Source organism: Nocardia sp. NPDC004340 (assembly GCF_053602575.1).
In genome coordinates this window covers 397,352-411,990 of sequence record NZ_JBSGDW010000003.1, presented here as the reverse complement: position 1 = coordinate 411,990, position 14,639 = coordinate 397,352, and the positions used below count along the sequence as shown (strand labels likewise).

The 14,639-nt window shown below is 69.0% G+C and carries 12 protein-coding genes; 5 read left to right on the top strand and 7 right to left on the bottom strand.

Features of this window, described 5'->3' with window-relative positions; all coding sequences use genetic code 11:
- Window positions 1–99 precede the first annotated feature (99 nt).
- The 3 genes from ACWEOI_RS13975 to ACWEOI_RS13965 all read right to left on the bottom strand — a co-directional run bounded on the left by ACWEOI_RS13975 (window position 100) and on the right by ACWEOI_RS13965 (window position 5,413).
- A complete protein-coding gene (locus ACWEOI_RS13975; RefSeq protein WP_452359827.1) occupies window positions 100–2,160 on the bottom strand; it encodes a CocE/NonD family hydrolase in 2,061 nt (686 codons plus the stop codon).
- Between the two features lie 261 nt (window positions 2,161–2,421).
- A complete protein-coding gene (locus ACWEOI_RS13970) occupies window positions 2,422–3,639 on the bottom strand; it encodes a PucR family transcriptional regulator (protein ID WP_452359826.1) in 1,218 nt (405 codons plus the stop codon).
- A gap of 10 nt (window positions 3,640–3,649) precedes the next feature.
- Entirely contained in the window at window positions 3,650–5,413 is a 1,764-nt protein-coding gene (locus tag ACWEOI_RS13965; protein WP_452360143.1) for an AMP-dependent synthetase/ligase, read from the bottom strand.
- A gap of 331 nt (window positions 5,414–5,744) precedes the next feature.
- On the opposite strand from ACWEOI_RS13965, the gene glnA reads away from it, so the two are divergent.
- On the top strand, window positions 5,745–7,181 hold the full coding sequence (gene glnA, locus ACWEOI_RS13960; protein WP_452359825.1) for a type I glutamate--ammonia ligase: 1,437 nt from the start codon (window positions 5,745–5,747) through the stop codon (window positions 7,179–7,181).
- Window positions 7,182–7,248: 67 nt separating this feature from the next.
- On the opposite strand, the gene ACWEOI_RS13955 is transcribed toward glnA, so the two are convergent.
- Window positions 7,249–7,950 (bottom strand): helix-turn-helix domain-containing protein, encoded by a 702-nt coding sequence (locus tag ACWEOI_RS13955; protein ID WP_452359824.1) that lies wholly within the window; start codon window positions 7,948–7,950, stop codon window positions 7,249–7,251.
- On the opposite strand from ACWEOI_RS13955, the gene ACWEOI_RS13950 reads away from it, so the two are divergent.
- Complete coding sequence (locus ACWEOI_RS13950) at window positions 7,867–8,781, top strand: MBL fold metallo-hydrolase (protein ID WP_452360142.1); 915 nt, start codon at window positions 7,867–7,869, stop codon at window positions 8,779–8,781. The genes ACWEOI_RS13955 and ACWEOI_RS13950 overlap by 84 nt on opposite strands.
- A 146-nt stretch (window positions 8,782–8,927) precedes the next feature.
- Here ACWEOI_RS13950 and helR read toward each other — a convergent pair whose 3' ends face one another.
- On the bottom strand, window positions 8,928–11,105 hold the full coding sequence (gene helR / locus ACWEOI_RS13945) for an RNA polymerase recycling motor ATPase HelR (protein WP_452359823.1): 2,178 nt from the start codon (window positions 11,103–11,105) through the stop codon (window positions 8,928–8,930).
- A 303-nt stretch (window positions 11,106–11,408) separates the two neighbouring features.
- Here helR and ACWEOI_RS13940 point away from each other — a divergent pair, with 303 nt between their 5' ends.
- Complete coding sequence (locus ACWEOI_RS13940; RefSeq protein ID WP_452359822.1) at window positions 11,409–11,534, top strand: hypothetical protein; 126 nt, start codon at window positions 11,409–11,411, stop codon at window positions 11,532–11,534.
- Complete coding sequence (locus tag ACWEOI_RS13935) at window positions 11,522–11,977, top strand: MmyB family transcriptional regulator (RefSeq protein ID WP_452359821.1); 456 nt, start codon at window positions 11,522–11,524, stop codon at window positions 11,975–11,977. The genes ACWEOI_RS13940 and ACWEOI_RS13935 overlap by 13 nt, the downstream gene beginning before the upstream one ends.
- Before the next feature lie 12 nt (window positions 11,978–11,989).
- Here the strand turns inward: ACWEOI_RS13935 and ACWEOI_RS13930 are convergent, their stop codons facing one another.
- Window positions 11,990–12,433 carry a PIN domain-containing protein gene (locus ACWEOI_RS13930; RefSeq protein WP_452359820.1) on the bottom strand — a complete coding sequence of 148 codons (444 nt, stop codon included), beginning with the start codon at window positions 12,431–12,433 and terminating at the stop codon, window positions 11,990–11,992.
- Window positions 12,430–12,645: a type II toxin-antitoxin system VapB family antitoxin gene (locus tag ACWEOI_RS13925; RefSeq protein WP_433590425.1), complete on the bottom strand. Its 216-nt coding sequence runs from the start codon at window positions 12,643–12,645 to the stop codon at window positions 12,430–12,432. Before ACWEOI_RS13925 ends, ACWEOI_RS13930 begins: the two co-directional genes overlap by 4 nt.
- 354 nt (window positions 12,646–12,999) lie before the next feature.
- Between ACWEOI_RS13925 and ACWEOI_RS13920 the strand changes: the two genes are divergently transcribed.
- A complete protein-coding gene (locus ACWEOI_RS13920) occupies window positions 13,000–14,634 on the top strand; it encodes a hypothetical protein (protein ID WP_452359819.1) in 1,635 nt (544 codons plus the stop codon).
- The last annotated feature ends 5 nt before the right edge of the window (window positions 14,635–14,639 follow it).

Here is a 14,639-nt window from a genome sequence, read left to right as displayed (position 1 = left end):
AGAACCTCCGAAACGTCGAGAGCCTCACTGTGTCACGGTGTCGATCTTCGCGGCTGGGCGGCGGTGACCGCAAGGACCGGACCGGCCACCGCGACGGGCCTAGTGCCCGAACGCCGCGGCCGGACCGAGCGGCACCACCAGCGCGGACGGGTACGCGGCGGTCCGCTGGATCTGCTGCGAGGTGCCCAGCAGGCGGCCCAGATCGGCCGGGTTCGGGATGGTCGACGGGAACGTGCCGCTGGTGATGCGCAGACGCAGCGCGTGGCCGGGTTCCAGGCGGTGGAAGGCGGGGCGGATCTTGATCTCCATCCGCACCACGTCGCCGGGGGAGAGCGGCTGCTCGTTCTCCTTCAGCACGGTGTGCTCGGGCGCGTACACCGTGCCGTCGCCACTGCGCCAGGTCTTGCCGTCGTCGAGGGTGCGCTGACTGGCCAATTGCGAACCGCCGGTGATGTTCACGGCCGTCCCGTCCGGCGCGACATCGTCGAGCCACACCTGGAAGGCGGCGTCGGAACCGGTCGAGGAGGCGTACAGGGTGACGGCCGACGGCCCGGCCAGCATGGTCGGCTCGGTCACCGGGTCCATGGTGTAGCGCAGCCCGGCGGTCGGGTTCTGCACCCACTCGGTGCACGGATTGGAGACGGTGAAGACCCGGAACACGAAGTCTAACAGCCCCGCCGCCCACTGACCCAGCGTCTCGCGATTGCAGATGGTGTCGATGCCGGTGTAGTTCAGTCGATCCGAGGCGTCGACGGCCGTCGGTCTGTCCGCGACGAGGCGGTCGCCGTCGAAGTAGCGCTGCTCGACGGAGGTCTGCTCGAACGGGTAGCGCGCGGTGTCGGCGGCGGTGTTGTTCGCGTCGATGACGTGCAACGGCGTGCGGGTCTGGTCGACGCCGTTGGGAATGTCCTTGAGCCACCGGTCGAACCAGGCCAGGGTGATCTGGTCGGTGTCCATCCGCGAGCCCGGGCCCAGGCCGAGGCCCACGTGATACCAAGGGCCCATGAGCAACTGGTAGCGCCCATCGGCCGGCTGGTCGGCGGCCATCGGGGCGAACTGGTCGCGTCCGGCGGCCAGGTTCTGCAACTGCGCGTAATTGCGCACCGCGCCTTCCTGATACAGGTCCCACCAGCCGTCCACCTGGTACATGGCGATGCCGTTGTCCACCAGGTTGTGCAGGTCGGTCTCGAAACGCCGCTCGCGCCACCAGGAGTTGTCGTAGGCGGTGGGGCCGCCGGTGTAGGCGTCGAAGAGCAGTTTCACGGTGCTGGTGTCGGGGCCGACCAGCGCGGCGAGGTGATCGCCGAGGGACTTCAGGAAGGTCTGCGGCGACAGCGGCGCGGTCAGGAACGGGCCGATCAGGCTCAGGTACGGGACCATGAGCGAGATGACGGTCAGCAGCAGCGGGCTCATCATGCCGTCGTGATTGAGCACCTCGTCGAAGATATTGTTGGGCACCGCGAACGGCACGATCGCCTTCAACGGTGAATCCGGTCCGATGGTCTCGGCGGTGCGCATGGCCGACAGGCCCGGGAACGAGTAGCCGTACATGCCGACCTTGCCGTTGGAGCCGGGCAGCTTGGCCGCCCAGTCCACCAGCTCCACACCGTCCTTGCCGTCCTGCTGCGACGCCGGACTCCATGCCCCGGTCGAGCCGCCGGTGCCGCGCACGTCCGCGGTCACCTCGATGTAGCCGTGCCGGACCAGCACGTCCTGCATGGAGGTGGCCTGATTGACGACCCGGCGGGCGTCCTTCAGCTGATCGGGCAGCTGGATGTGCAGTTCGTCGATGACCGATGTGATGGCGGCGGTCAGCGCGCTGGCGACCGCGCCGTAGGTGGTGAAATTGACGACCACCGGGAACTCGCCGGCGGCCCGCTGCCCGGTCGCCGGATCGGTCGGATACCGCACCTCGGCCTGTAACTGGGTGCCGTCGGACAGCGAAACCACCTGTCCCAGTTGATAACCCACCCCGTACCGCGCCGGCGTGGGCTGGTAGTCCGAGGGCAGGCCGAAATTGGCGGGCGCGTCGGGCACCGGCCCGAACACGGGCGCGGCCCCCGTCGGCGTGGTGGCGGCGATGGTCATGGCCAGCGCGGAGAAGCCGCCCACTGCCCAGGGGGCGAGGCGGCAGCGGCGCGGCCGGAAGGTGCTACTCAACGAAGTACCTCTGCGGATGGTCGGGAGGTCCCGGCGGGCGCGGACCGGATGCCGCGCCGCATGACCTCGTCGTCGGTGTTCAGCACACCGCACAGAGCCCGCGCGCCGGTATCGGCAATCGCCAAGAGTGTGGACGAGGGCATTGTGCAGCCGACCAAACCCCGGGCCGACCGCCACCCGGGCGTGCCGGGGCAGGCGAGCAGGACGCGGCGCGCCGCGGGCAGTGGCCAACGCGGCGCGTGAGGAGCGGGCGGTCGCGAACTACGGTGCGAAGCAGGCGGTTTCGAGGCGCCGGGCGATGCGGGCGGCCGAGAGGGTCATGGCATCGGTCGGGCGGTGCGGATCCAGACCGGTCAGCTCGTGCACGCGCGCCAGGCGGTAGGTGACGGTGTTGCGGTGGACGTTGAGCAGGCGAGCCGTGGCCAGCTGGTTGAAGCCGGTGTCGACGAAGACGTCCAGGGTTTCGGTCAGCACCGTCTGGCTGTCGAGCGGCTCGAGCACCGCCGCCAGCCCGGGGCGCGCGGAACCGCCCGCGGCGACGGTGTATTCGAACATCAGGTCCGCGCGTCGGCAGACCGGCTGTGGGCGGCCCAGGCAGCGGCCGAGCTCGGCCAGCGTGCGCGCCTCGGCGAACACCTCGGGGATCGCGGCGCGGCTCACCGCGGTGGCGACGCCGACCCAGAAGGAGGCGGGCGCGGCCGAACGCGGCTGCTCGGTTTGTGCAGTCTGCCCGAGGGCGAGCCGGCCGGGCCCGGGCAGGCGCGCGGCGAGCGCCGCCAGGGTCGCCGTGCCGTCGTCGCCGGAGTGCAGCGGCAGCAGGGCCGTCCAGCCGCCGCTGTCCAGGCGCAGGAACACGCCCGGGATGGCTTCGATGCGGTGCCGCAGTTCGCTCGTGTCGCCGCCGCGGGCGGACCCGAGCCGGAAGGCGGCGAGCAGGAACGCGTCGGGCACCGCCACCGCGGGTTCGCCCGCCCACTCGACGGGGTCGCGGCCGGTGAGCAGCGCGTCGGCAATGGCGCGGCGGCGTTCCAGCAACTCCCAGCGCGGGTCGTGGGCGCGCTGCACGCAGGCGGTGGCGATGCGGGTGGTGAGCAGGGTGATGTAGCGCAGCAGCGAGATCGCGGCATCGTCGAGGAGTTCGCGTTCGGGTCCGTGGGCGGTCTCGCGCACCCGCGACCAGATCAGCTCCGCGCCCAGGCTGTAGCGGTTGAGCACTTCCTCGAGGGTCTCGCCGTCGCGGATACGGCTCAACGCGATCTGCACGACCTCGGCGGTGTCCTCGGGCGAGGGCGGCACACCGGTGCGCAAGAACTCGAAGAACAGGTCCACATTCAAGGCCGTGCCGCGCTCGAAACCGCTGGTCACCAGGGATTCCGGGAGCTTCGGGTAGGGCGGCGCGAGAGCGGGGAATTCCGCGCGCGCCACGACGGCGCGTTGGTACAGCTCCTCGAGCGTCCGATCCCGTAATCGCGCGTGCATAACTCTCCTACTACCCGTACAGCGACTCGATAGTAGCGGCGTAGGTGATAGCTATCGGTTTGCGCCTGAGTTTTCCGGTCGCCGTGAGGTGATCGGAGCCCGGGGCCCACACATCCGGCAGCACCGCGAACTTCTTGATCTGCTCCACCCGTGAGAGCTTGTCGTTCGCCGCGTCCACGCCGTCCTGCAGGGTGGCGAGCACGCGCGGATCGCGGGCCAGGGCCGCGATGTCCCGCTCGGTTAGCTGGTGGCGTTCGGCGAACGCGGCGGCCAGGTCGGGGTCCAGGCAGATGAGCGCGGTGTTGTAGGCGCGGCCCTCGCCGATCGCCACCACCGCACCCGCCAGGGGCGTGTGCTCGGTGACGGTGTTCTCGATATTGGTCGGCGACATGTTCTTGCCGGCCGCGTTGATGATGAGCTCCTTCTTGCGGTCCACGATCCGCAGGAAGCCCTCGGCGTCGAGTTCGCCGATATCGCCGGTGTGCAGCCAGCCGTCGGCGTCCACGGTCTCGGCGGTCTTGGCGGGCTCGCCGCGATAGCCGCGCATCACGCTTCCGCCGCGCACCAGCACCTCGCCGTCCTCGGCGATGGCGACCTCGGTGCCGGGGAACACGGTGCCGACCGTGCCGATCTTGATGCGCGCCGGGCGGTCCATGGTCGCGCCCGCGGTGCACTCGGTCATGCCGTAGCCCTCGCACAGCGGCAGGCCCAGACCGAGGAAGAACTCGTGGGTGTCCTTCGGGATCGGGGCGGAGCCGGTGACGGCGATGCGAATCCGGTCCAGTCCCAGCTGCTCTCGAACGGCGGACAGCACCAGGCGATCCGCCAGCCGGAACCGCCAGGTGTCGAGGATGTTCAGCGTGAGTCCGTCCGATGCCGCGCGGGCTCGTGCCCGGCCGCTCGCGATCGCCCAGGCGATGAGGCGGCGTTTGATCGGGCTCGGTTCGGCGGCGAAGCGTTCCTCCAGCGCCGCTTTGACTTTCACCCACACCCGCGGCACACCCAGGAACACCGTCGGATGCACCTCCGAGAGCGCGGCCGCGACCTGTGTGAGGTTCGGGCAGGTGGTGATCTGGCCGCCGGTCAGGATCGAGAGATAGTGCGAGAGCCAGCGATTGGCGGCGTGCGCGTCGGGCAGATAGGAGATCACCCGGTCGGCGGGGGAGCCGCCGCCGAATTCGTCCACCACGCGGGCGTTCTCGAGGAAGTTGGTGTGGGTGAGCTCCACGCCCTTGGGCGGGCCGGTGGTGCCCGAGGTGTAGACGATGGTGAGCAGATCCCCGGGAGCCACGGCGCGCCAGGCGGATTCGAAGTCGACGTCGCCCGGCTCGGTGGCCTCGATCTCCGTCAGCGCGACGCACCCCGCGAGCGCCTCGTCGACACAGATCACGTGCTCCACGGTCGCGCCCCGCTCGGCGGCCAGTGCCACCGCGGCGCGGACCTGCGGTGCGAACTGCGCCTCGCAGATCACGGCCCGGTTGCCCGCATTGGTGAACTGGTAAGCCAGCACCTCCACCGGATTGGTGTTGTACACCGAGAACGGGGTCGCGCCGGTGTGCAGGATCGCGGTGTCGCACAGGTGGAATTCGGGCCGGTTGGTCAGCATCAGCGCCACCGTGTCGCCCCGGCCGACGCCGAGCGCGGCGAGGCCGGTGGCGATGGCGCGTACCCGGTCGGCGTACTCGCGCCAGGTGATGGAGACCGCGCCGCCGAGCGTGCGCAACGCGACCGCGTCCGGATAGCGGGCAGCGGTGGCCTGGAACGCCTCGACCATGGTGCGCGGGGTCGTTCCCGCTACCGATGTTGAACTCACGGTTCCAGCAGATCGCACAACATATGGGGCGGACCAGGGGCAATGGAGAAGAACTGTGACAGGCGATTTGTGCAGTGTGCCAAAGCGGGGGGAGCGGGCAGGGCGGGTCGGAGCCGTGAATCCCGCGTCACCGTCCGCGCGCCGATCATGGTGTCGAATGATCTTGGTACACAAGCGCATTCGTGTCCGTGCGGGTATCTCCGCGACGTATCGTGTTTAGCACGAACAGGACCGCCGGACCCCGACCGGGCCGTCCGATCGGGTAGGCGTGCGCGGCCACGAGGAGGCAGCGGTGATCACCCCTACCACCAATGGAGTACAGGACTACATCGACGCCGAGGAAGTCGAGTACGTCGACGTCCGCTTCTGCGACGTCCCCGGCATCCAGCAGCATTTCTCGATCCCGGCGAGCATGTTCGGCCCGGAACTGGTCGAGGACGGCATCGCCTTCGACGGCTCCTCGGTGCGAGGCTTCCAGGCCATCCACGAATCCGACATGCTGCTGCTGCCGGATCTGCGGACCGCGCAACTGGATTCGTTCCGCACCGCCAAGACCCTCAATATCAGTTGTTTCGTGCACGACCCGCACACCCGCGCCGCCTACAGCCGTGATCCCCGCAATGTGGCCCGCAAGGCCGAGGAATACCTGCGCTCCACCGGAATCGCCGACACCGCCTATTTCGGCCCCGAGGCCGAGTTCTACATTTTCGACACGGTCCGTTACGACACCACCATGAACCGGGCCTTCTACGAAGTGGATTCGTCGTCGGCGGACTGGAATACCGGCGCGAAAATCAATCCCGACGGAACTCCCAACCGCGGCTACAAAGTCCGGCCCAAGGGCGGCTATTTCCCCGTCGCCCCCTATGACGCCGACGTCGATCTGCGCGACCGCATGTGCACGCACCTGCAACAGGCCGGATTCGAATTGGAGAAGGGCCACCACGAGGTCGGCACCGCCGGACAGGCCGAGATCAACTACCGGTTCAACACCCTGCTCGCCGCCGCCGACGACCTGATGCTCTACAAGTACATCATCAAGAACACCGCCTGGGCGGGCGGCAAGACCGTCACCTTCATGCCCAAACCGCTCTTCGGCGACAACGGGTCCGGCATGCACGTGCACCAATCCCTGTGGAAGGACGGCGCCCCGCTGTTCTACGACGAGGCGGGCTACGCCGGACTGTCGGACCTGGCCCGGCACTACATCGGCGGGCTGCTGCACCACGCGCCCTCACTGCTGGCCTTCACCAACCCGACGGTGAACTCCTACAAGCGTCTCGTCCCCGGCTACGAGGCCCCGGTGAATCTGGTCTACAGCCAGCGCAATCGCTCCGCCGCCGTGCGAATCCCGGTGACCGGCACCAATGCCCGCGCCAAACGCCTCGAATTCCGCTGCCCCGACTCCTCGGGCAACCCGTACCTGTCCTTCGCCGCCATGATGATGGCCGGACTCGACGGCATCACCAACAAGATCGAGCCCGCCCTGCCCGTCGACAAGGACCTCTACGAACTCACCCCCGAGGAATCCGCCGAGGTCACCCAGACCCCCGCGAGCCTCGAAGCGGTCATCGACCGCCTCGAGGCCGACCACGACTACCTCACCCAGGGCGGGGTGTTCACCGAGGACCTCATCGACACCTGGATCCGCCTCAAGCGCGACACCGAGATCGCCGAAATCAACCTGCGCCCCCACCCGTACGAATTCGAGCTCTACTTCGACGTGTGAGCCCGACCCGCGCGAACCTGGTCGAACCCCGGAAGTGGTGGTCTGTTCGGGTGATGGCCGGGGCCGATCAGGTTCTGCGCGAGATGATCATGATGTATTCGCAGGGCGCGTTCGTTCGGTTGGCGAAGCCGTGGTCCGCGTCGGCCTGGAAGAACAGGGAGTCGCCCGCGTTCAAGGTCTCGTTGATCCCGCCGATCGCGACGGTCAGTGTCCCTTCGAGCACCACGAGTTGTTTCTCGGTACCCGGTGGATACGCGGGCAGGAGCCCGGTGGAGACCTGTGCGGGGAGATAGTGGACAACCATCTCGGCTCCGCCCACGCCCGGGGCCGCTGACACCATGTGCCGCTCGAAGCCGGTTTCCGGGTCGCGGAAAACGGGGCGATCGTTCTTGCGCATGACAACGGCCACGCCCGATGCGGTCGCCGTCGCGCCACCGATCAGGTCCGAGAGCGACGCGTCGAGCGCGTGGGCGATCCTGGACGCGACGCCGATCGTCGGGCTCTTCTCACCGCGTTCGACCTTGGACAGCATCGCCCGGCTGACCGACGACTGTAGGGACAGCTGCTCCAGCGTCAGGCCCACTTCCTCGCGGCGTCGCCGCACGTTACCGCCGAACGCGCCGGCCAGGTCGTCACCGTGCTGTGGTTCGGATCCGTCTTGCTCGACCACCGTGCTCCTCGATCGATGGGTATCTCGTCGCCCACAGTGTATGTTTCTCCTATAGAAGATGATGTCTTCTATAGGAGACGGGCGATATGCGCCCGACATGACGGAGGTTCCATGCGTTTGATCTCGAGTGGCCGGCACCACGCCACCTTCGAATTCGGCGATCTGCGGGTGATCTCGTTGCGAGACGGGTACATCGACATGCCGCCGACCCGGCTCCGCGACGAGGATGGATGCGCGTTCGAAGAGCTGCCGGCCGGCGTGCCGCTGGCCGGCGACAACTTGCGGCTGTCGGTCAACGCCTTCTTCGTCACCGACGGCGCACGGTCGGTGCTCATCGACACCGGCGCGTCCAACGTCTGGCACGACCCCACCATGGGATTGATCTACGAAGCACTCGGCGAAGCGGGAATCGACCGTGCGCAAGTCACCGATGTGGCCATCACCCACAACCACGAAGACCATGTGAGCGGCCTGATCGCGCCGGACGGTTCCGAGGCGTTCACCGAACTCGAACGGGTATGGATCGGCGCAGGCGACACCTCGGTGTTCACGGGGCGGCTCGAACCGATCCGCGACCGAATCGTCCCCGTGACGGAACAGGTCGCGATCAACGACTGGACCACCGCGATCCCGACACCGGGCCACACCCCCGGTCACACCGTCTACGAGGTCAGGAGCGGCACCGGCCACCTCCTCGTCTGGGGCGACACCGTTCACGTTCCCACGCTGCAATTCGATCGGCCGACCGTGTCCTGGGAGTTCGACGGCAACCAGTCCCAGGCCCGCGCCGCGCGCGCGGCCCTCCTCGAACAACTGACCCGGCCACGCCATTTCGTAGCCGGCGCCCACCTCGATTCACCCGGCATCGCCCGCGTAACCCCCTCCGGCGAGGGGTATGCGCTGGAATACCTCGCACCACCGATCGGCTGATCGAGCCTGCCCGCTCCGGGGCGCGCTCGCGATGGCTGCCCGAGGAGGGCAGGCTCGATCAGAACGTGGTCCAGCCGATCAGGCGCTTCCCGGGCGCAAAGAAGCAGTGTCTCAACGCTTCTGTGCAGAACCCGATGGAAGTGGCTCTACTTCGACGTGTAGAGACCGGCCAGGGCGCGGGGGAGCGGGCCCCGGTGCAGGACGCCGAGGCGCTGGGTGGCGCGGGTGAGGGCGACGTACAGTTCGGCCGCGCCGCGCGGGCCGTCGGCGAGGATGTGCTCGGGTTCGACCACCAGGACGGCGTCGAACTCGAGGCCCTTGGTCTCCGAGGCGGGGACCGTGCCCGGCATGCCGGGCGGGCCGATCACGATGCTGGTGCCCTCGCGGCCGGCCTCGTCGCGGACGAATTCCTCGATGGCCGAAGGCATGTCGTCGGTGGAGAGCTGCCGGGCCCACGGCTGGACGCCGCAGGCTCGGACCGAATCCGGTGGGGTGACGTCGGGGGAGAAGTCGGCGAGCACGGCGGCGGCGACGGCCATGATCTCCGCGGGGGTGCGGTAGTTCACGGTGAGCGAGCGGTACTGCCAGCGGCCCGGAACGTACGGGTCCAGCATCTCGGCCCACGACGTCGCGCCCGCCGCGGAACGACGCTGCGCGAGATCGCCCACCACGGTGAAGGAATGGCCGGGGCAGCGGCGCATCAGCACCCGCCAGTCCATGGCCGACAGCTCCTGGGCCTCGTCGACCACGATGTGCCGGTAGGTCCAATCCCGGTCCGCGGCAGCGCGTTCGGCGAGTTCGCGGGTGTCGCGTTCGATGAAACGCTCGGCCAGGTCCTCGCCGTACAGCATGTCGGTGGCGAACAGGTGGTCCTCGTCGTCCATGTGGTCGGCGCGGTTCACCAGCAGATCCAGCACGCCCTCGGCGTAGGCGGCCTGCGCCTTGCGTTCCCGCTCGGCCGCGGCCTCCTCGGCGGAGGTGTCGCGGCCCAGCAGGTCGGCCAGCTCGTCGAGCAGCGGGACATCCGAGACCGTCCACGCCTCGCCCCCGGCCCGCCAGAGCGACTGGTCGGCGCCCGCCGCGCGCAGACGGTCGGTCGACGACAACAGTTCCGCCAGTAGCTGTTCCGGCGTGAGCGCGGGCCACAGCTCGTCGAGCAGCGCGGTGAAGCCCTCGTGCTCGGCGAGTTCGGTGCGCAGGTCGGTGCGCATGTTCTCCCACGCCTCGCGGTCCTCGCGGGTGAGCCAGCCCTGACCGATGCGGGCGATCGCGCGCTCGGTCAGCGCCCAGGTGAGCACCTCCACGAACGTGGCGCGGGCCAGATTGTGCGGCAGGCCGCTCTCGCGAGCCTCCGACCGCGCCCAGTCCGCGATATCCGCGCCGATGCGGACCGTCACATCCGACAGTTCGAGGGACACGGGCTCCGCGGGCACTTGCTGCCGGTCCGCGATCGCCGCCTTCAGCACCGCGAAAATGCCCAATGCGCCCTTGAGCCGAGCCACCTCCGGAATGTCCTCGGCGGTTGCGTGCACGCCGGGCATGAGATCCGCGGTGGTGGTGAACACCACGTTGGTCTCGCCCAGCGACGGCAGCACCCGCCCGATGTGCCTGAGGAAAGCCGTATTCGGGCCCACCACGAGCACGCCGTTGCGTTCCATCTGCTCCCGCTGCGTGTACAGCAGATACGCCACCCGGTGCAGCGCCACCACCGTCTTGCCGGTGCCCGGCCCGCCCTCGATCACCAGCACACCGGGGTGATCGAGGCGGATGATCCGGTCCTGCTCGGCCTGGATCGTCGCCACGATGTCGCGCATGCCCTCGCCGCGCGGCGCGTTGACCGCCGCCAGCAACGCCGCGTCACCGCGCTCCCCGTCCCCGGGACGACCAAACACCTCATCGGTGAAATCCACCACATCCCGGCCCCGCGTGTGGAATTGGCGACGCCGGCGCATGTGCTCCGGGGTCGCGGCGGTCGCGGTGTAGAACGCCTGCGACGCCGGGGCGCGCCAATCCTGCAGCAGCGGCTCGAATTCGTTGGTCTCGTCGTAGATGCCGATCCGGCCGATGTAGGCGTGCTCGCCGGTCTCGCTGTCGAGACGGCCGAAGCACAGGCCGTTGTCGGCCACACCCAGCCGGGTCATCTCCTTGGCCAGCGCCCGCGCTTCGGCATCCCGCTCCACCAGCACCGTCGCATTGCCGCGGACGGTCAGCGTCTCGCCGTACCGGCCGCGCACCCGCGCCCGCTCGGCGTCCAACCGCGCGTACAGCCCGGCCACGTACTCGCGCTCGGAGCGCAGTTCGTTCTCGTACCCCTGATCAGACATCAGCACCACACCTTCCGCCCAGCCGGTCCCCGGCCGCCGCCCACGCGCCATTCGCGCAGGCCGCAGCCCTCGGCCAGCGATTGTGCGCCACCACGGGGGTCTTGCCGCAAGCCCCCCACTGCGCTATATGTTGAAAGGGGAGAGAGATACAGTCCTCCCCGATTCCCCTTCCCGCAGCCGCTACGCGCCGGTCGGCCGTGGTGAACTCTCGCCACCGAGCCTGCTCGCCCGTGCCGGTGGCAACCAGTGCACGCCGTGCCTCGTACCCCCGGGGCCACCCGGTTCCTGTGTCACACTGCGGACATGGCCGTGCGCGAGGATCTGGCGGAATTCCTGAAGTCCCGGCGGGCGCGCGTCGATCCGCGGGACACCGGACTGCCGCCCTCGGGGCCGCGCCGGGTCCCGAACTGCTGCGCATGCTCGACCTGATCGACAAGGCCCCCGCCGCGCTCATCGCCGACCTGTTCGACGTGCTGGCCGCGAATCCGCTGGCGCACTACGTCTTCGGCGACCTGATCGGCGACAATATGGCCCGCTCACTGTTCTTCGACCCCGCCGCCCGCGCCTTCTACCTCGACTGGGACGACGTGGCCGCCGCCACCGTCGCCCAGCTGCGCCGCGTCGCGGGCCGCTACCCCGACGACCCCGCCACCACCGCCCGCATCGACGAACTCGCCACCGGCAGCACCGTATTCGCCACCCTCTGGCGCGCGGGCGACGTCGAACACCGCACCCATGGCGGCAAACGCGTCCGCCACCCCCACTCCGGCGATCTCACCTTCGCCTACGAGAACCTCGAACTGCCCGGCGATCCCCGCCGCCGCATCGTCACCTTCACCCCCGCCTCGGACACCACCCTGCCGGTCCTGTGACGGACCGCGCGGTCACTCCGCGGTTCCGCGCGGAACGATCCACCGGTGTCGCAGGGTCGGGAAGACGCCGGCGATCAGTTCGAAATGCCTGTCGTAGTGCAGAACCGTGGCGTCGTAATGGACCGCGGTCGCCGCGATCAGGACATCCGGCGCCTGGGCGGAACGGCCGTGGCCGTGCGCCCAGAGTTGTTGCCGGATCGTGCGTACCAACCGGTCGATCGCGGGATCCATCGGGAGGAAACGGAACACTCCCGTATAGATCGTGATGATGCGTTCCAGGTCCTGGGCACTGCGGGCGCTGTAGCAGGCCTCGTCCAGCGTGACGGCATTCGAGCACAGGACACCGACGGCGGCGTTCAGGCGGTCGAATGCCACGCGCACGGCCGGGCGGGTTTGAATTCGGGATACCGCACTGTGATCGGCGAGGTACAGCGCGAGACTTCCGCCGCCGGTCATCGCGGCTGCGGCGGCTCGGCCTCCCCGGTCGGCTCGGCCTCGGGTAGGAAGGGCGCCGAGTCGGCGAACCACGCGATGGCGTCGTGCTGCTGACGCTGCTGGACCAGGAGGCGCAGCGCCGTGCGAACGGTCTCGGTTTTCGTGGCCCCACCGGTGACCCGCCGGGCCTGTTCCATGAGGTCATCCGGAATGTCGATCAGGGTTTTCGTCATGGTCACCTCCACGGGGATATATAAATCGTCCCTGAAGTATGTCCGCGCCGGTGCGCGGCGGCTCGCCGATCCGGAATCGCCCAACGAGACGCGCCGAGGGTGGTTGCGGGTTCGTTCGGTGTGTTGTCGTTAGATTGGGGGCAGGACGGATCGGCCGCGACGCGAGAGTGGCCCGCAGGGAGGCGGGTTCGTGTCGAGGTGCGGGAATATCGTTGTGACACAACGTGCCACGCGAATGACAACGCGTGGTCATGTGGGGTGGCGTCAAACTATGACCTTGACCTCAGTGACCGCGCGGGGTCGTGGTGCGGTCATACGATCCGGGGCTGACATATGCGGGAAGGCGAGTAGGCCATGGATCGAAATGCGTTCGTCGAGGTGATGAACGAGGCGAGCGGCATGCTGGAGACCGGCCGGGCCGAGGAGGCGCTGGCGCGGTTGTCGGCGTTCGACGATGAGCTGGCCGGGGTCCCCGATCCCAAGGAATACGGCTGGATCGTCTCCTACCGCTTCCGATCCGCCTTCGCCGCGGGCGATTACGCCCAGGCCCTGCACCTGGCCGAACACGGCCCGGCCCGCTACCCGGCCGACATCCCGCCGGCCACCCTCGCCACCATGTACTCCATGGCCGTCGAGGCAGCCACCCAGCAGGACCTGCCCGACAGCGCCGTCCTCATGGCCGACCGTTGCATCGACCTGCGCCGCGCCCACGGCGAACACGCCGAAGTACTGATGGCGGCCATGACCGCCTGCACCCTGCTCGGCGACATCGAAAGACACGACCTGGCAAGTAGATATGCGCAACTGCTGATCACCGAGGGCGTCGGCCACGACGACTACCGCGGCTACGGGTACTACGCGCTGTGCGCCGCCATCGAACAGGGCGTCGGCGGACACCTGATCGACACCCTGCGGGCCGGGCGCGAATGGCTCGAGACCCAGGACAACGAATTCGCCCGGGTGGCACTGGAATATCTGCAGACCGCCCCCGCCCTGCGCGACCCGCTCGCCATCGACCTCGGCCTCGCGGACCCGCTCCGCAACGGCGCGCCGCTGATCGAACCCGGCGCCATACTGCCCGAACCGGGCGCACCCTTCCCGGAATCGAACGCACTGTTCCCCGAACCGGGTGCACTGTTCCCGGATCCGGGTGCACTGTTCCCCGAACCCGGCCCGGCTTTCCCCGAACCCAGCTCGGCACAGCCTGATCAGGCGTTCTCGCCGCTGGAACCCGCTGGCGCGCAGCTCGAACCCGGTGCGCCGGGAGCCGATTTCGGTGCCGCGCAGTCCGGCCCGGTGCCCGGCCTGCCGCCGCTCGACCCGGCCGCCGGGCTCGACGCCATGGCGACCCAGTACCTGCGGGTCGGCGACGGCGCGCCGCAGCTCGCCGCCGGTCCGGCGCAGCCGCCCGCCGAGCAGCTCGCCGGCGGTGCGACCGCCGACGCGCTGATGGACGCCAACCGCCCGGGGATCGCCGCCTCCGCCTACCGGGCGCTGATCGATGACGCCGTCGGCACCGGGCGGCCGGACCCGCTCATCATGGGCAAGGCCACCCTGGGCCTGCTCACCGCGCTCATCTTCGACAATCGGGTCGGCGAAGCGCATTCGGTGTGGATCGACGAGCAGGGGCCCACCTACCTGGGCATCTGGTCGCTCGAGAACGGCCAGACCTCGGTGCACGACGCCATCGCCTACAACCTGGTGGCCGCGTTCCTGCACTCGCTGAGCACCGGCGACCCGAACGCCGCCAACCACGCGGTCGACAGCCTCATGACCCGAAACGTGGAGTGGGCCTACGAGAACGACCGCCAGGTCGTCCCCGCCATGATCGGCAGCTGGCGGCGGCACCTGCTCGAGATCCACGGCGGCGAACCCGCTCCCGAATACCGCTGGCAGCTGACCCAGGCCGAACAGCGCTGGGGCGCGCCGATTCCCGACGGTGGTCTGTACTGGATGCGCCCCTACCGCTGGGTCGTCGACTGGCTCTGAACGGC